General features: G+C 45.2%; 17 protein-coding genes. 9 read left to right on the top strand and 8 right to left on the bottom strand.

The genetic code is table 11. The features are described from left to right. Positions 1-75: 75 nt before the first annotated feature. Positions 76-999, top strand: a complete 924-nt coding sequence (locus AZI87_RS11775) for a hypothetical protein (RefSeq protein ID WP_063207177.1) — start codon at positions 76-78, stop codon at positions 997-999. Here AZI87_RS11775 and AZI87_RS11770 read toward each other — a convergent pair. The 7 genes from AZI87_RS11770 to AZI87_RS11740 all read right to left on the bottom strand — a co-directional run bounded on the left by AZI87_RS11770 (position 996) and on the right by AZI87_RS11740 (position 7,206). Next, positions 996-1,466 (bottom strand): hypothetical protein, encoded by a 471-nt coding sequence (locus tag AZI87_RS11770; RefSeq protein WP_063207175.1) that lies wholly within the window; start codon positions 1,464-1,466, stop codon positions 996-998. The genes AZI87_RS11775 and AZI87_RS11770 overlap by 4 nt on opposite strands. Positions 1,467-1,529: 63 nt before the next feature. Further along, the gene (locus tag AZI87_RS11765) at positions 1,530-2,447 is read right to left on the bottom strand and encodes an HTTM domain-containing protein (protein ID WP_063207172.1); all 918 of its coding nucleotides are present in this window, start codon (positions 2,445-2,447) and stop codon (positions 1,530-1,532) included. After that, positions 2,444-3,010 carry a hypothetical protein gene (locus AZI87_RS11760; RefSeq protein ID WP_253696758.1) on the bottom strand — a complete coding sequence of 189 codons (567 nt, stop codon included), beginning with the start codon at positions 3,008-3,010 and terminating at the stop codon, positions 2,444-2,446. Before AZI87_RS11760 ends, AZI87_RS11765 begins: the two co-directional genes overlap by 4 nt. Continuing rightward, positions 2,976-4,505 (bottom strand): SMC-Scp complex subunit ScpB, encoded by a 1,530-nt coding sequence (gene scpB, locus AZI87_RS11755; RefSeq protein WP_253696755.1) that lies wholly within the window; start codon positions 4,503-4,505, stop codon positions 2,976-2,978. Before scpB ends, AZI87_RS11760 begins: the two co-directional genes overlap by 35 nt. Before the next feature lie 2 nt (positions 4,506-4,507). Then, positions 4,508-5,506 carry a segregation and condensation protein A gene (locus AZI87_RS11750; RefSeq protein ID WP_063207166.1) on the bottom strand — a complete coding sequence of 333 codons (999 nt, stop codon included), beginning with the start codon at positions 5,504-5,506 and terminating at the stop codon, positions 4,508-4,510. Positions 5,507-5,521: 15 nt separating this feature from the next. After that, positions 5,522-6,547: a tryptophan--tRNA ligase gene (trpS, locus tag AZI87_RS11745; RefSeq protein WP_063207163.1), complete on the bottom strand. Its 1,026-nt coding sequence runs from the start codon at positions 6,545-6,547 to the stop codon at positions 5,522-5,524. Beyond that, positions 6,544-7,206, bottom strand: coding sequence for a site-2 protease family protein (locus AZI87_RS11740; RefSeq protein WP_063207160.1), 663 nt, complete (start codon positions 7,204-7,206; stop codon positions 6,544-6,546). The genes trpS and AZI87_RS11740 overlap by 4 nt, the downstream gene beginning before the upstream one ends. 186 nt (positions 7,207-7,392) lie before the next feature. Here AZI87_RS11740 and AZI87_RS11735 point away from each other — a divergent pair, with 186 nt between their 5' ends. The 8 genes from AZI87_RS11735 (at position 7,393) to AZI87_RS11700 (ending at position 14,808) form a co-directional block, all read left to right on the top strand. Continuing rightward, positions 7,393-8,559 (top strand): acyl-CoA dehydrogenase, encoded by a 1,167-nt coding sequence (locus AZI87_RS11735; protein WP_063207157.1) that lies wholly within the window; start codon positions 7,393-7,395, stop codon positions 8,557-8,559. A 74-nt stretch (positions 8,560-8,633) separates the two neighbouring features. Next, on the top strand, positions 8,634-10,091 hold the full coding sequence (locus AZI87_RS11730; protein WP_063207154.1) for a peptide ABC transporter substrate-binding protein: 1,458 nt from the start codon (positions 8,634-8,636) through the stop codon (positions 10,089-10,091). A 19-nt stretch (positions 10,092-10,110) separates the two neighbouring features. After that, the gene (locus tag AZI87_RS11725) at positions 10,111-11,313 is read left to right on the top strand and encodes an EAL domain-containing protein (RefSeq protein WP_063207151.1); all 1,203 of its coding nucleotides are present in this window, start codon (positions 10,111-10,113) and stop codon (positions 11,311-11,313) included. Between the two features lie 143 nt (positions 11,314-11,456). Beyond that, on the top strand, positions 11,457-11,678 hold the full coding sequence (locus tag AZI87_RS11720; RefSeq protein ID WP_063207148.1) for a hypothetical protein: 222 nt from the start codon (positions 11,457-11,459) through the stop codon (positions 11,676-11,678). A gap of 218 nt (positions 11,679-11,896) precedes the next feature. Beyond that, a complete protein-coding gene (locus AZI87_RS11715; protein WP_063207145.1) occupies positions 11,897-12,643 on the top strand; it encodes an SDR family NAD(P)-dependent oxidoreductase in 747 nt (248 codons plus the stop codon). Further along, positions 12,640-13,029 (top strand): 6-carboxytetrahydropterin synthase, encoded by a 390-nt coding sequence (locus AZI87_RS11710; RefSeq protein WP_063207142.1) that lies wholly within the window; start codon positions 12,640-12,642, stop codon positions 13,027-13,029. The genes AZI87_RS11715 and AZI87_RS11710 overlap by 4 nt, the downstream gene beginning before the upstream one ends. Beyond that, a complete protein-coding gene (locus AZI87_RS11705; protein ID WP_063207140.1) occupies positions 13,026-13,760 on the top strand; it encodes a pseudouridine synthase in 735 nt (244 codons plus the stop codon). The genes AZI87_RS11710 and AZI87_RS11705 overlap by 4 nt, the downstream gene beginning before the upstream one ends. Then, positions 13,744-14,808, top strand: coding sequence for a lipid A deacylase LpxR family protein (locus AZI87_RS11700; protein ID WP_081112213.1), 1,065 nt, complete (start codon positions 13,744-13,746; stop codon positions 14,806-14,808). The genes AZI87_RS11705 and AZI87_RS11700 overlap by 17 nt, the downstream gene beginning before the upstream one ends. Here AZI87_RS11700 and AZI87_RS11695 read toward each other — a convergent pair whose 3' ends face one another. Further along, positions 14,809-15,591: a ferritin-like domain-containing protein gene (locus AZI87_RS11695; RefSeq protein WP_063207137.1), complete on the bottom strand. Its 783-nt coding sequence runs from the start codon at positions 15,589-15,591 to the stop codon at positions 14,809-14,811. It lies immediately after the preceding gene. Positions 15,592-15,685 lie beyond the last annotated feature (94 nt).

The following is a 15,685-nucleotide window of genomic DNA, read 5'->3' as shown; positions in this document are numbered from 1 at the left end:
GCAGCGCCGACTGGCGCGGAAGCTGGACTTCATATTAAAAACGCGATTCTTTGGACCTTATTTTTTCTTATCTGTATGGGGGTAGGATTTCTTCACGGAGTTCTACCCCAAGGTCTTTCTAGATCTTACTTTATCAGTCCCACAAAAATTCAAGTTTTCACCACAGACGAAGTTTTCTTTCCTTTAGAAATCAGAAAAGAACTTGAAGACGAACTCAATGTGAAATTTTCAGTCACTATTACTCGAGATTGGGACGCGATTTTAGCCAACACCGTAGCAAGTCCCGCGGTCGATCTTATCTTTCTTCCCTCTTACTGGGCCAATACGCTGGCTCACCAAGATCTTCTTTTAGATATTGCGCAAACTCGTAAGCAGTTACAAAACCGCGTGGCTTCGGATTTCCTTTCCATCAAATCCACGGGGGCTTTTCACTTTTTGCCGTTCTATTGGATGAAGACCGGCATTCAAACTTCTAAGCATGAAAGCTTTACGGAGTTTTTAAAAAACAAGACCGAATCCTTTCTTCTTCTTTTAGCTGATGAAGACCTGCTTCTAAAACATTTCCAGCTTTGGAAAGAACAAGGCTTGCTGGACGAAGTGACGCAAAAGAAAGTTCTGACTTTGCAATTGGATCAGTTAAATCGGGATCTTCCTGAAGAAGGTGCAATGGAAGGACCTTTGACTCAAGAATCGAAAGAGCTCACCACTTCTTTCGTCAGTGCTCTTTTAGTCTGGGGGGCCGCGATCCCCGTGAACTCTCCGAATAAAGAATTGGTCTTAGAGATCTTAGAAACTTTAAGCTCTACTGAGCGTCAGGAACGAACTCTGTTACGAACGCCATTTAACTCTGCGTTTTCAACGGTCACCGCCAATTCGATTCCATTAAACCGTCGTGCTGACTTTATTCGGGATTTAAGATTGAAAGACACAATCATCCTTGAGACCAAGGATCAAGAAGCGAAGAACAAACTTCGTAATGAATTTAATCTGATTCTTTAAGGCTTCACGACACGAAGAGTGGATTGGCCTTGAACTTCATTCACGACCAAGCTTCCGCTAGCATCATAAGCATAGATGATGATCTTCAATGAATACTGACCCGAAGCCATAGCTCCCAGATTCAAAGAAAAATTGAAGCGGCCGTTCTTACAACTCGCGATGTTGCTTCCGGTATTGATGTCGATGATAGGCATCTGCGAACCACCGTTTAATAAATAAATACGGTGTGTCGGATAGGTAGAAACATAACACTCACCAGAGACATCGGCTCTAGTTTGACCGGCGGTCGCACTGATCTGAGGACTGTCGACTTTAAGGAATAACTCTTCCGACTTAGGCTCTTTGCTGACCGCATGCGTGGAGGGATCGTCTTTTTGATCTGTAAGCAAGGAATTGCCTTCAATGGGCGAACAAGCCGCTAGCAAAGTAAGGCTTAATAAAGCTGCTCCCTGAACTATAGATTTCATAGATCCCCCACCTATCCAGGATATATGAGAGATCGGAAGACTTGGACCGGAAATTAAATAAATCTAGTTTTGAGACGCAAAAAGGTGCTTAGGTCCTTTCAGCGCGCGTTCCAAAATGAGAGGGTCCAAGAAAAGGAAGTATGTCGACACCATCGTCGTTGCAAAAGGTCCCAACCCCATAAAAATCCCAATTCCTGCGTGGAAGAACACACCTAAGAGCAACCACAGATTGCGTGTCTTCGGCCAAGCCACCATCGCTGGAAAATAGATCTCAAAAATAATCGTCAAGTAAGCAATGACTGGAATCACCCACGGAATACTTCTTAAGAATGAAAAATCAAAAGTCGTCATTTGAGGATTCGCCATCACACTCCACAGGGCTGTGCCGTCCCACCAGCTTCCGCCTTTGAGCTTTTCCCAACCCGTGTAAGCGTAAAGAACGGCAATCTGCACCTGCATCATGCGAATCATCATTGAGCTGATCGTGTCTGAAGATTTAAACGTGCTTTTCTTACGGATCAAATTGAGCACACTCAATCTTTCGCAGGACTGCGTGAAGGACATATAAAATAAAAACAGAGCCGCGATAATATCCGCCCCGAAGTTCACTGAATAATTGCGCTGAATAAAACCCGCATTAATGATCCAAGCTGCCCACATCAACCAACGTCCCCCGATCCCGAGGGTCAGAAGGATTAAAAAAACCACCAGCAACGAGTGCATGATCATATTCATTGAGTCGGGCCAGAAGGCCCATAAGAACAAAGGACGATACAGATCGGGCATGATCTCTAAAGCCATGGAGCGCGGAATCCATGCATTATCACCATAATAACCCAAGTTAAAAGACCGCACGACATACAGATACACCATCGTTCCGCAAAGAAGAATGCGCATATACGCCAGACCTAAAAGGTTTTGCGGAGCAAACCAGAACTGATCCCATTTCTGCCACAGATTTTTAAAAGATGCTTTAATCATAAAGCCTCCTCATCCGCACCACCGGTGCAAGAATAGTATTCACGCACGTACTGCAGCTCTTGAGAAAGATCCTTCACGGTTTCGTCTTTTCTGAAAACGACTTGATCTAAAGGTGGTACGGTTTCAATCACGTGCTCCATCTCGACAGAGCTGGCCCCAGGGTACTGCTTACACAGCCAAGGGCCATATAAGACGCGCAAACGTTTTGGTTCAATCACCATAAAGCGCATGGCATAGAGTTCACGTTTTCTTGTGGCGCTCGAGATGCCTTTGTTTTTTTCGGCCGGGAAATAACCATCGATAGGCTCTTTGATATCGTTACCTTCTTCATCAGAGTAACGAATCGTATAGCGAACATACATTGTGTGGGCAGGATCTGGGGAAAAGAAATTCCAGCTGGCGTTCAGCCCCACGGTGTTTGCGTAGGGCGTGATAAATTTTGAAGTCACGCGCCCAAAGTAGGCACCTACGTTGGGCATTACGAACATAGTAAAGATGTTATAGACAATCCAAAGGCTTAATAAAACCTTAAACGGAAGCATCCCCTTCTTCGTCAATGTCATCAGCTTCTCCTAGGAATGGCAATTCCTCATCTTCCGCTGACTCTTCATCGCTGTCAGCAAAAAGTTGATCGTCAGAAGCTTCATCTAAATCTTCATCGTTGTCGAAGGACTCTAATGCCTCGGCAAGCTCTTCAGAAACTTCGCCTTCTAGAGTCTCCCCATCAGCGTTCATTTCTTCATTTTCTGCCGCAGCTTCTGCAATCAAGGCTTCCTCAACGCTATCACCTTCCGATACTTCTGTTGAAGCACCTTCTGCTGAGCCTGGGGTTGATTTCATGAAGTTCGCTTTTTTGTCAGCCGCGATGGCTACCAAAGTCGTACCTGCAGCCAAGGCCTCATCGTACTTCTTCAACCAGTTTGCATCGCGAGTGGAAACAGGTTCTCCGAACGCCAAAGCATCACGGATGTTTTGGGCGCGCTCTTGATCACGTTTTTCAGCCTGACGACGTTTTTCTTCTTCGAAGAAGTTTGTCGTCGTCGCGATATCTTCAAGTTGTTCTTGAATCTTCATCAATTCGTCTTCGCCTTGCGAGTAAGCACCCACGAAAGTTTCAGACATGGAATCTGTGATGGATGCCAATGTTGGTTTTTCTTCAGCTTGTTGCTCGTCGATACCTTCAGGCAACAATTCGTCGATTTGCGACAATGTCGGAAGTTCTTTGATCGAACGAAGGCCGAAGATTTCTAGGAATTTTTTTGTAGTTCCGTATTGCATTGGACGACCTGGAAGCTCTGATTTACCTTCAAAGCTCACCAAGTTCTTTTCCATCAAAGCACGCAATAAGTGACCCGATTCCACACCACGGATTTCATCGATCTCGGCCTTAACTGTCGGTTGTTTGTAGGCGACGATAGAAAGCACTTCTAATGCCGGACCTGAAAGCTTGAATTGACGAGCCTTCAAAGTGCGTTTTAGGAATTCCATGTTATCGATTTTAGTGCGCAGTTGGTAACCACCTGGAACTTCTTCCAAAGTCACACCACGACGTCCACCCGCGTATTCCACGGCCAATTGATCCAAGGCTCTGCGAATTTTATCACCGCGGATGTTGGTACCTTTAAAAAGAAGCTTTAAAGAGGCCAAGCTCACCGGACGGTCACTGGCAAAAAGAACGCTTTCTACGATGCTTTCAAGACGCTCTTCTTCAACGAATTCAACTTCTTCAATTTCGGCAGAGTCAAAATTATCAAGTTCAGTTCCTTCAACAGAAACATCTTCTTCTTCAGAAGCTTCCGCTTCCATTTCTGCCACATCATCTTCACTGGCTTCCGGAAGGAAACCTTCAGACTCTTCTTCTTCATTTAAAAAGACCGAAGCATCAGACTCAATACCGTCTAGCTCCATGTCTTCGAACGCATTTTCGTTTTCAGATTCAGAAAGTTCAACTGCTTCGGCTTCAGTTTCAACTTCAGCGGCTTCAACTTCCGCCTCCATCACTGCTGTTTCAGCTTCTGCTTCAACTGGTGCTTCAAGATTTTTCTTTTTTCTCGCCATCTTTATACTTCCGTTGCGTCGTCTTTAAATAGTTCGTTTTCCATTGCTAGGATCTCGTCGTCCGTGGCGATATCTAGACCTGATTCTGTAGCTTCAGCAGAGGATCCATCCTCAATAAAGCCCAATTGCATTTGAGGGTTGGCTTCTTCCAACTTATCTTCTGCATCTGTCAGAAGGAACTCTTCGTCCTCCTGAATTTTCTTGGATTCTTCCATCATCTTTTCAGCGACTTGATCCGCACGCATAGAATCGTATTCTTCCACGCGGGCCAAAACGTCTGTTTCGATTGGTTTCTTCGCATCCACCCAGATATCCGCGTAAGCTTCTGTCTGGTAAAGACCTACAAAACCCATTTTTCCAAGCTCTAACAATGACAAGAAAGTGATCAAAGCTTGGCGGGCGCGATCTTCTGTCGCCGTCACCAATTCCATCATCGTCAGGCGTTGGCCCACGATTAAGCGGTCTTTGATTTCCAAGACACGGCTGGCGATAGACTGCGCCTTCGCCGCCACTTGATGCACTTTCTTTTTAACCGAACGCAAAACTTTACGGTAAGTTGAGATCAAAGAAAACAGGGCGTTTTCTTCTAAAATAATCTCTTCTTCTTTTTGATCTAAAGACTCACGAGTTCCACGCAACCACACGTCACGACCTACCAGTGGGCGCTCGTACAATAGCTTCGCGGCTTCTTGATACTTTTGGTATTCCAAAAGTTTTTGTACCAGTTCTTTACGTGGATCTTCTGCTTCAACAACCTCGCCGTTTTCATCGTACTGAGGAAGAAGCATGCGAGATTTAATTTGAATCAAAGTGGAAGCCATCGCCACGAATTCGCCGGCGACTTCAAGATCCAATTCCTTCATCAATTTGATGTAATCAAGATACTGCTTGGTGATCTCATGGATTTTAATATCCATGATGTCCATTTCTTCTTTACGAATAAGATAAAGAAGAAGCCCCAGCGGTCCTTCGAATTTAGGCAACTGAACTGTAATACTCATGAAATTGGATCCCCTCTACCATTTCATACTGGAACGAACTATCTCTAATGTCTTTTGGGCTTCCTTGCGCGCTTTGTCGCATCCAGCGTCGATGATTGAATCAAGCTGACCTGGATTATTCAACAATTCTTTTTTCTTTTCTCTTGGGCCCACCGAAAGTTTTTCGATGTTGGCAGCCAAGCGACCTTTACAGTCTCCGCAACCGATTCCTGCTGTGCGACATCCTTGTTCCACCCAGGCGATATCATCGGCTGATGAATAGAGTTTATGATAGCCATACACCGAACACTTCGTCGGCTCTCCTGGATCTTCGCGACGAACGCGCGCAGGATCTGTGACCATCAGATTTACTTTTTTCTTCAAATCTTTTTCCGTGTCTTCAGTTAAGAACAATGTGTTCCCGTAAGACTTTGACATCTTACGACCGTCAAGACCCGGCACCAGAGGAATCTCTGTCAATAGCGGATTCATCTCTGGCAATTTCGCTTTATATAAATGATTGAAGCGACGGACCAACTCACGCGCTAATTCTAGGTGCGACACCTGATCGGCCCCCACCGGAACGGCGTTGGCGCGATAGATAGCGATATCTGCCGCTTGCAAAACTGGATAGGCAAAACGACCCAAATTGTGGGTGTCGTTGGCTTTCATTTCTTCAATAGCGTCTTTCCACGTATTCACGCGCTCAAGCCAGCCCATCGGAACCATGTTTGAGAAAATCATGAAAAGTTCCAAGTGCTCGGGAACACGGCTTTGAATAAAGATCGTCGCCTTCTCGGGATTGATTCCCCAAGCCAAGAATTCCGCCACCATTTCACGAGTCCATGGTGTGATTTCTTTGGGCGACTTGTAGGCCGTGGTCATTCCATGCCAATCCATCGCCCCGAAAAAACACTCGTACTCATTCTGCAAAGTCAGCCAGTTTTGGAGCGCACCCCAATAGTGACCGATGTGCAAACGACCGGTGACGCGCATGCCAGACATAACGCGCAGTTTTTTTACAGGTGCAGGTGGTGGGGTTTGAACCACGTCAGAACTCATATACCAAAGCCCCCTAAGGCAAGACCGACAAGATTGTTATAGCTCCAGAAAACAGGGATCGCGAGAATACGCAAAGCTCCTGTTAAAACCAAAGCCATCAAAATCATGCTTGTAATGTGTTCGTTTTGCTCGAGCTTATAATTCAATTGAGCTGGAAGAAAACGAGCCAAAACTTTTCCTCCATCCAGCGGATGTAAAGGAAGAATATTAAAGAACGCCAGGAAAAGATTCGTCACGATAAAGGTTTTTAAGATTTCGATAAGGCCACTTGCATACGAAGCCCCCAAGAAATACTTCGCGACGATCGCGATCAATGTCGAACCCACAATCGCCAAAAGGATATTCGAAAGAGGACCGGCCAATGCAATCCAGAACATATCCACGCGGGGATTTTTTAAATTCCGCTCGTTGACTGGAACCGGTTTTGCCCAACCGAAAAAGATCGGCGTCGCTAAAACGATTGAAATAATCGGAAGCACCAAAGTTCCAATCATATCCATGTGCGCAATCGGGTTCATCGTCAGACGACCCATCATTTCCGCCGTGTTGTCACCACGACGACGCGCAACCCAACCGTGTGCATACTCGTGAAAACAGAGTGCAAAAAGGAACGGGATAAAATAAATACCAATCTTGGCGCCAATCTCGACGAAATCCATATCACCTCACGCTAAATCACACCTAGACCCTTGTCTAGTATGTCGAATCACTTGCTCAATTAAAGTGCAAACAGTGTAACACAGCTTGTTAAGAGAAAAGCTCTCGTCTTTCCAAGGCCTTGAATAAATTCTTTGAAGCGGATACGTTCTTCCCACTGTTTTAACTATATGAATGGAGATTGGACCATGTCTGACGTAACTAATGCTCGTCCCGCTTTGACGATGCTTTCTGAAGACGAAGCAGCGTTCAGAGACGCTGTAAGAGCTTTTGCTGAATCTGAAATCAAACCTCATGTGACACACATGGACGAAAAGGCAGAGATGGATCCTGCTATCGTTAAAAAACTTTTCGAAATGGGTTTGATGGGTATCGAAACACCAGAAAAATTCGGTGGCGCAGGCTCAACATTTACTATGGCTTGTTTGGCGGTTGAAGAGATCGGACGCGTTGACGGTTCTGTATCTGTTCTTGTCGACGTTCAAAATACTTTGACGACAAATGCATTCCTTAAATGGGGAACTCCCGCTCAACAAGAAAAATATTTAAGCAAAATGGCCACGGACTGGGTGGGCGCATACGCATTGTCTGAGTCTTCTTCTGGATCGGATGCTTTCGCATTGAAATTGAAGGCTGAAGACAAAGGTGACAAATGGGTTTTGAACGGTTCAAAACTTTGGATCACAAACGGTAAAGAAGCCAATGTGTTTATCGTGTTTGCGAACATTGATATGGCTAAAGGCTACAAAGGCATCACCGCTTTCATCGTTGAAAAATCTTTCCCAGGTTTCAAAGTCGGTAAAAAAGAAGACAAATTAGGTATTCGTGCGTCTTCAACTTGCGAACTTCTTTTTGAAAACTGCGAAGTACCTAAAGAGAATGTTTTAGGTGAAGTAGGCAAAGGTTATAAAATCGCGATTGAAACATTGAATGAAGGTCGTATCGGTATCGGCGCACAAATGATCGGTATCGCTCAAGGCGCTTACGAAGCCGCTCTTGGCTATGTAAAAGGCCGCGAGCAATTCGGTAAACCAATCGCTCACTTCCAAGGTGTTCAATTCCAACTAGCAGAAATGCGTACTGAACTCGAAGCCGCTCGCTTGATGGTTTACAACGCCGCTCGCTTAAAAGATGCAGGTCAAGACTTCATCGAAGCCGCAGCGATGGCAAAACTTTATGCTTCTCGTGCCGCTGAAAAGATCACATCTAAAGCTATCGACTTGTTCGGTGGTAACGGTTTCACGAAAGAATATCCGGTCGAGAAATTCTGGCGTGATGCTAAGATCGGTCAGATCTACGAAGGAACAACAAACATGCAATTGCAAACAATTGCAAAAATGGAACTAGACAAATAGTTTTCAAGTAAAGGGCTCGAAAGAGCCCTTTTTCTTTTCTTCTTTTTCCAAATAATTGTGGTTAGACTTAAGACATGAACTACTTCTTGGTCTTTCTTCTTCTTTTGAGCGCCCCCTCTTTCGCCGCCGAAAAAGTTTTTCGACTGCACTTAGCTACCGAGCCGGGGGGCCTTGACCCCAACAAGCAGCGCACTTCCTCTTCGAGTTACGTTTTGGGAAATCTGTATCGCAATATCTTTTCTTACGATGATCAGAAAGGTCTTGTTCCAGATTTGGGTACAGGCTGTAAACGCGATAAAAAACGAACGACCCTTACCTGCAATCTGAAAAAAGATTTGCAGTGGAGTGACGGCTCTCCACTGACGTCCGATGATTTTTTAAGAACCTATATTAAAATTCTGACTTCTAAAAATGCAATCCCCCGCGCAGACCTGCTTTTTAAAATCAAGAATGCCGAATCCTTTTACAAAGGAGAACTCGACGCGAAGAAGTTGGGAGTGAGCACTCCGGACAAGCACACTTTGAAATTTGAATTCACCAACCCCGACCCAGACTTTGAATACAATCTTTCAAACCTCTTACTGGCGCCGACAAAAGAAGATCTGACGGCCTACTCCGGCCCTTACAAACTCAAAGAATGGAAAAAGGGGCAAAAGCTCGTTCTTGAACCCAACCGACTTTACAAATTAGGACATGTCCAGCGTCCGGTCGTGGAATTTCTTTTTATCGAAGAAGACACCGTGGCTTTGCAGCTTTACGAAAAGAATGAGTTGCAGTTCTTACGTCGCCTTCCCACGCTTTTCATCCCGACTTATAAAAACCGTAAAGACTTTTACTGGTACCCGGTCACCCGTCTTGACTACTTGGGATTTGGCCCCGAGCTTTCCGGCGATGAAAACACACGCAAGGCTTTCACCTATTCTTTGAACTATTCAGAGTTACAGAAGATTTTCTCATCGGAAGGCAAGCCCGGCTGCATCGGACTTCCGGATTCCTGGTTCCCGGAAAAAGCTCCTTGCTTCGACTATGATCCTAGCAAGATCCCAAAGATCAAAAACTCGAAGACCTACACGCTGATGTTTTCAGCTTTAGGCGGCGAAGATCATAAGCGCGCCACAGAGTGGCTTCAGAATCAGTGGAGTAAAAACGCGCAGTTAAAAACACATCTCGAAGTTAAAGAGAACAAAGTGTTTCTGCAGGTGTTGCAACATAATCCACCAGCCCTCTTCAGAAAAGGCGTGTCTCCGGACCGACCCACTTGTTTGTCGGCGTTAGAAACTTTCGCTCCTTGGAGCCCTGAAAATTATCTGCGCATAAAGTCGGCCGAATACGAAAAGATTTTGTCCTCGCTTTCACAAGCGCAGAAACCCGCAGAACAGAAAAAATGGTGCCTTGCGGGGGCTGATTACCTGATGAAGAACCACTTGATGATTCCTCTAGGCGCGATCCACTTTTCAGTGCTGGTAAAACCGGAATTTAAGGGGTGGAAGCTCAATCAAATGAATCAGCTGGACTTGTCTGACCTTCATTGAAGCCTCTAGAATAAGGTCTATGAATTCAGCAACTCAGTCCGTCGATATACATAAGGATCAGATCATATTTAACGAAGGTGATGCAGGAGACTGCGCCTACATCATCGAAAAAGGCCGAGTGCTGATTTATCTTAGCAAAGACAAAGAAGACATCCCTTTAACTATTTTAGGTGAAGGTGAAATCTTTGGTGAGATGGCCCTGATCGACAATCAAAACCGCTCGGCTTCCGTGCGTGCTCTAGAAGATGTGCGCCTAGCTATCGTCACAAAACAACAAGTTTTAGAACGTGTCTCTACAGCGGATAAAGTTGTCCAACTTCTGATGCGCGTTTTGTTGAAACGCCTTCGTCGTAAAAATATCAACACCCCAGGAGGAACAAAGATCTCTGACGTGGAGTTTGATAATTCAGGAGCTGGTGATGACGGGACTCAGACGGCATTAGACCAAATCAAACTTGAAAATCAAATTTTCCAGGCATTTCAAAACAAAGAATTTGAACTTTTCTATCAGCCCATTGTGAATTTAAAAACGAAACAAATCAATGGGTGCGAGGCGCTACTTCGTTGGAACAGTCCTCAGCATGGACTTGTTTCACCGAATCTATTCATCGATGTCATTGAAAATTCTTCGATGGTAATCCCGATTGGCCACTGGATCATCAATCAGGCTTTAAAAGATCTGCGCACCATCCAAGACCAGCTTCGTCTGAATAAAAAAGACAAGATGGCAGATGACTTCATGATGAGTATTAATATTTCAGGCCGCCAGTTCACACACTCTGATTTCGTGAACAACCTTGAAGACTTGCGCGAAAAACATGATCTTCAGCCTAAGAACATCAAACTTGAAATGACTGAAAGAATTATGATGGATGGAGCCATTGCCCTGGATGCACTGAAGCAGTGCCATGATCAGGGTTACGCGATTTCCATTGATGACTTCGGAACAGGCTTTTCAAGCTTGCAGTATCTTACGCAAATGCCTATCAGCTTTCTAAAGATCGACCGCTGTTTTGTGATGAAGGTTCTAAACGACCCTAAATCTAAAGCTGTCGTTAGTTCGATCATTCACTTGGCTCACGCCATGGATATCGAGATCATTGCTGAAGGCATTGAAAACAATGAAGAGTCCCTGGTTCTAGAGACCTTAGGGGCTCGTTTCGGCCAAGGATATTTGTTCTCAAAGCCCGTGGACCTAGGACGCTTCCTAAAATTAATCTAATGCATTTAAAGTGTCTCGCTCTGAGACTCGCCTAGACCTTCAGAGGGTTTCTAGGAAAGTACTAAAGTCCGTTTAGTGACCTCCGATAAGTCTTATGTCTTAAGACATTCAACCAGCTTAAGATTTCAACTGGAGGTCACAAAATGGCTGACAAAAAATTTGAAAAGCAAATCCCAAATAACGTAGTTTCCCTTGAATCGGCTCGCTGCTGCGGCGAAGGCTGCAAAAAGAAGTCTGAAAAGGCGGGATTTTGCGCTGAGCACTTTGAATGGTTTAAGGCCGGTCTTATCACAAAAGAAGGCATGAAAGCTTCTGACTTTGATAAGAAGTATTACCATTACACAGCGGCTAAAAAAGTCGCTTAACGTTCCTATTTCAAATTTCATCCGTTTAAGACCAGGTCTCCCAACCTGGTCTTTTTTTTATCCCAGATACTAGGGAATTTGCGCCCAAAAGGCTGTGAATAGGATGAGTCCTACAAAGAAGTATTTGATTCCGACACTAAACGCTTCGCGCATCGACATGTCTTCTCTTCGGTCCCCGACTTTGCTAGTATGAGTCCAGTTTAGGAGACCACCCGCCCATGAAAAAGGCAGCACTCATCACTGGAGCCAGCAGCGGCATCGGCGCCGCCACCGCCATCGAATTCTCTCGTAACGGTTATTTCATATATTTGATGGGTCGAAACAAAGAGCGACTGCAAGACGTCGCATTGAAGTGTCGCAGCGGAGCTTCGATTGTGTCTTGTGATATGACCGATGAAGCGGCTTTGCAAAAGCGTCTGAATGAAGTGTTGAATGCGAAAATTCATCGCGTGGAAGTGCTAGTGAATAATGCCGGTATTTTTGAAACTCATAATTTTACCGAAAGCACTGATGAACTTTGGAAGCGTCAGATGGAAATGAATTTTTTCGTCCCCGTTCGTGTGGCTCGCGCCTTCTTCCCCTACTTTAAAGAACTGGGCGGAGGAAGCATTGTGAATGTCTCTTCCACCTTGGGTCTTCGTCCCACTGTCAATACAGGCGCTTATTCCGCTAGCAAGGCAGCTTTGATTAATTGGACACAAAGCCTCGCCCTTGAAGGGGGAGCTCACAATATCCGCGTCAACGCCGTGTGCCCGGGTATTGTCGACACCCCTATTCATAGCTTTCATTCTTTAGAAGAAAGCGCGAAAAAACAGGCTTTAGAAAAAATGAAGCCCCTGCAACCCCTAGGACGTATTGGCACGTCCGAAGATATCGCAAGAACCATTTACTTCTTAGGTTCTGAACAATCCAGTTGGACGACAGGAGCAGTGATGGCGGTTGATGGAGGCATCAATCTTTCATGATTCTTGTATTAAAAAGCCCTTTTAGCAGCGCGCATTTTTATCACCAGCCTTTGTGGTCGAAGGAAGAAAACTCAAAGGCTTTTGGTCGTTGCTTTACCGAATATGGCCACGGTCATAATTATACTTTGGAAGTGGGCTTTCACATCCAAGACGCCAACCTCGCTGAACAAAAGCATGCGCTGCAAGCTCTGCTAAAGTCACTGACGGATGTTTTAGATCACGAGCACTTAAATTTTGTGATCCCTGAATTTAAAGAAAAAATCCCCACGACAGAAAATATTGCTCTGTATTTTCTTGAGAAACTTAAAGAGCATGGACGCGCAAAAGATGTTTCGTTTTTGCGCTTGTATGAAATGGATAATTTGTGGACGGAGATCCGCCAATGAGTGAAGAAAAAGTAAGATTGTCAAAATTAATGGCGGAACGAGGCATTTGTTCTCGACGTGAAGCAGATGAATACATCGCCAAGGGCCTGGTTCTTGTTGATGGAGTTAAAGTCGATCAGTTGGGAACGAAGGTTGACCCTAAAGTTAAAATCACTTTGGAAGCGCAGGCCTTAAAACAACAAAAACGCCTCGCTACGATCATTCTGAATAAACCCATTGGTTGGGTCAGCGCACAACCTGAACCACCCTACCAACCTGCGATTAAATTGATCACACCCGAAAATCAATTTGGTGATTCTAAACAACGTTTGCGCAAAGAGCATTTTGAAGGTCTTGCCGTTGCGGGACGCCTGGATATTGATTCACAAGGCCTATTGCTTTTCACCCAAGATGGACGTATCGCTAAAAAAATCATCGCGGAAGAAACCAAGCTTGAAAAAGAATACATCGTTCGCGTTGAAGGCAAGCTTCCGGCGGATAAATTAAAACTATTAAACCACGGCCTTTCTTTAGACGGTAAAGCCCTCAAACCCGCGAAGGTTGAATGGGTCAATGAAGATCAGCTGCGCTTTATTTTGCGCGAAGGTAAAAAACGTCAGATCCGTCGCATGTGCGAACTTGTCGGCTTAAGAGTCACAGGTCTTAAACGTGTGCGCATCGGAAGCTTGGTTTTAGGAAAGCTGCCTGAAGGTAAGTGGCGCTTCTTAGAAGAGGATGAAAGCCTTGATTAGAATTTCTGCGGCCTTCATCTTGTGCTTTTCACTACTAAGCCTTGAAAGCAAGGCGGAAGTTCAATCTGCAAATCTTCCGCAAGCCGCAAAACCCTATGGGGAATCCTTTTCAGTCTATATCGAAAATGATACGCGCCGCTTGGGCGGACCGAATGCCGACAGTGACTACACCAGTGGTGTGCGCTTTTCTTATCAGTACGCCGAAGATCGGGAACCTTTCTGGGTTCCACCATTGATCGGTTGGTCGGATCGCTTTAAATATGAACGCGAAAAATCGACGACAAATTTCGGGATCTCTATTGCTCAGCAAATCTTTACTCCTGATGACACCGACACATCTGAATTAATTGTCAACGACCGCCCGTATGCGGCCTGGCTTTATGTGGCTCTTTCCGCGAATTTGAAAACTCCTTCACACAGTCACAATCTGGAACTGGATATCGGGCTTGTAGGACCCGGGGCTTTAGGAGAACAAGCGCAAAACGGATTTCATGAAATCATCGATGTCCCCACCGCGAATGGGTGGGATAATCAACTTTCGACAGAACCGACTTTGCAACTGAACTACAACCAAAAGATCCGTTTTTACGAATTAGAAACTGAGGCTGGAAGAACTTTTGACTTTATTCCTTCCGCAGGACTTTCTTTAGGCAACGTTCTTATCGCCGCCCATGTCGGGGCTCTTGTTCGCGCCGGCATTCGCCTTCCCGACGACTTCGGCGCCTCCAGTTTATCGTCGGTTGATGGAGAACCCTTGTTGAATTTGAAAGTCGCTAAGAAAAACATTCCTTGGCGACTTTATGGTTTTGCGGGTATTCGCGGAAATGCCGTGGCTCACAATATTTTCCTTGATGGAAACTCCATTCACGACAGCCATCACGTGACCAAGTATCCGTTTAATGCTGAAACAGAGTTTGGCTATGCTTTTCAAATTTCTCACTGGAGTTACTCGTGGAGATTTGTGACAGTGTCGCCTGAGTTTGAAGAAAAAAGCGAATTTAAAAGTTACGCTTCCATTTCAATTTCATATATTCGGCCTTGGGAATAGTTACTTTGAAGGCTTTAAGAAATCCAGACGAAGGGTTTCGTAATAAGCGATTTCTTCTTCCGTAAACCCTGCTTTCTTTCTTAAATCATGATTCAACGGTTCAATACGCTTAGGCAAACGAAGTCTTAAAGAATCCATGCGTTCTGGAAAGTCCGCATTCGGATCGATCTTATTTTCTTTACATATTTCGCGATACCATCGAGATCCAAAATCCACGTGACCAATTTCTTCAAAATTGATTTGCTTCACAATTTTTTGAATCGTCTGTTTTCCTGCAGTTCCTTCCAGACGACGAATCAAGGTGTCCCCGGCATCCAGGCCACTGCCTTCAAGATAGCGATGCACGATCAGGATGCGATCTAAAAGACTGTCTTCCACACTCACCGCTCGCCACAACGCCAAATGCACCGGCCAGTCGCCCCATTTATGTCCTAATGATTCGATACCCTCTAAGCACATTCTTAGGTGTTCCGCCTCAGAAACTGTGACAGCCAACAGTTCTTCACGAAAGCCTTGAGGGGCGTCCGGAAATTCCACCAACGTGCGAAGTCCTAGCTCCATGGCTTGCAATTCAATGCTCGCCAAATCATGAAGCATGCGGGCTTGCCCTTCCACTGTGGAAAAGCCTTTCTTAGGGGGATGAAGCTTGGGGTGCAAAGTGAGGACATCCCGTGCCGGATCTTCGGGAACAACGCCAGGTGAAGAGAGCTTTAAGGCCTCTTCACAAGAATTTTGGATATTTGCGATCTTTTCCCAGATATCCGGGGTGGAAAAACTGAACATAGGGCCTTTTACATCCTGCTCCCAAAGTTGCCAAATAATTAGTGATTTGCTGCAATAGAGCCCTGGAAAAAGTAAAAAAACGCCAGATGGAGTA

Source organism: Bdellovibrio bacteriovorus (genome assembly GCF_001592745.1).
In the GTDB taxonomy this organism is placed as follows: Bacteria; Bdellovibrionota; Bdellovibrionia; order Bdellovibrionales; family Bdellovibrionaceae; genus Bdellovibrio; species Bdellovibrio bacteriovorus_B.
Note: the sequence above shows the minus strand (reverse complement) of the source record. Positions and strands in the feature narration are given on the sequence as shown.

Bases quoted from the DNA above. Each gene is read 5' to 3' on its own strand.
- AZI87_RS11775 (WP_063207177.1), top strand. From the start codon at position 76: ATGGGGGTAGGATTTCTTCACGGAGTTCTACCCCAAGGTCTTTCTAGA.
- AZI87_RS11770 (WP_063207175.1), bottom strand. From the start codon at position 1,466: ATGAAATCTATAGTTCAGGGAGCAGCTTTATTAAGCCTTACTTTGCTA.
- AZI87_RS11765 (WP_063207172.1), bottom strand. From the start codon at position 2,447: ATGATTAAAGCATCTTTTAAAAATCTGTGGCAGAAATGGGATCAGTTC.
- AZI87_RS11760 (WP_253696758.1), bottom strand. From the start codon at position 3,010: ATGACATTGACGAAGAAGGGGATGCTTCCGTTTAAGGTTTTATTAAGC.
- scpB (WP_253696755.1), bottom strand. From the start codon at position 4,505: ATGGCGAGAAAAAAGAAAAATCTTGAAGCACCAGTTGAAGCAGAAGCT.
- AZI87_RS11750 (WP_063207166.1), bottom strand. From the start codon at position 5,506: ATGAGTATTACAGTTCAGTTGCCTAAATTCGAAGGACCGCTGGGGCTT.
- trpS (WP_063207163.1), bottom strand. From the start codon at position 6,547: ATGAGTTCTGACGTGGTTCAAACCCCACCACCTGCACCTGTAAAAAAA.
- AZI87_RS11740 (WP_063207160.1), bottom strand. From the start codon at position 7,206: ATGGATTTCGTCGAGATTGGCGCCAAGATTGGTATTTATTTTATCCCG.
- AZI87_RS11735 (WP_063207157.1), top strand. From the start codon at position 7,393: ATGTCTGACGTAACTAATGCTCGTCCCGCTTTGACGATGCTTTCTGAA.
- AZI87_RS11730 (WP_063207154.1), top strand. From the start codon at position 8,634: ATGAACTACTTCTTGGTCTTTCTTCTTCTTTTGAGCGCCCCCTCTTTC.
- AZI87_RS11725 (WP_063207151.1), top strand. From the start codon at position 10,111: ATGAATTCAGCAACTCAGTCCGTCGATATACATAAGGATCAGATCATA.
- AZI87_RS11720 (WP_063207148.1), top strand. From the start codon at position 11,457: ATGGCTGACAAAAAATTTGAAAAGCAAATCCCAAATAACGTAGTTTCC.
- AZI87_RS11715 (WP_063207145.1), top strand. From the start codon at position 11,897: ATGAAAAAGGCAGCACTCATCACTGGAGCCAGCAGCGGCATCGGCGCC.
- AZI87_RS11710 (WP_063207142.1), top strand. From the start codon at position 12,640: ATGATTCTTGTATTAAAAAGCCCTTTTAGCAGCGCGCATTTTTATCAC.
- AZI87_RS11705 (WP_063207140.1), top strand. From the start codon at position 13,026: ATGAGTGAAGAAAAAGTAAGATTGTCAAAATTAATGGCGGAACGAGGC.
- AZI87_RS11700 (WP_081112213.1), top strand. From the start codon at position 13,744: ATGAAAGCCTTGATTAGAATTTCTGCGGCCTTCATCTTGTGCTTTTCA.
- AZI87_RS11695 (WP_063207137.1), bottom strand. From the start codon at position 15,591: ATGTTCAGTTTTTCCACCCCGGATATCTGGGAAAAGATCGCAAATATC.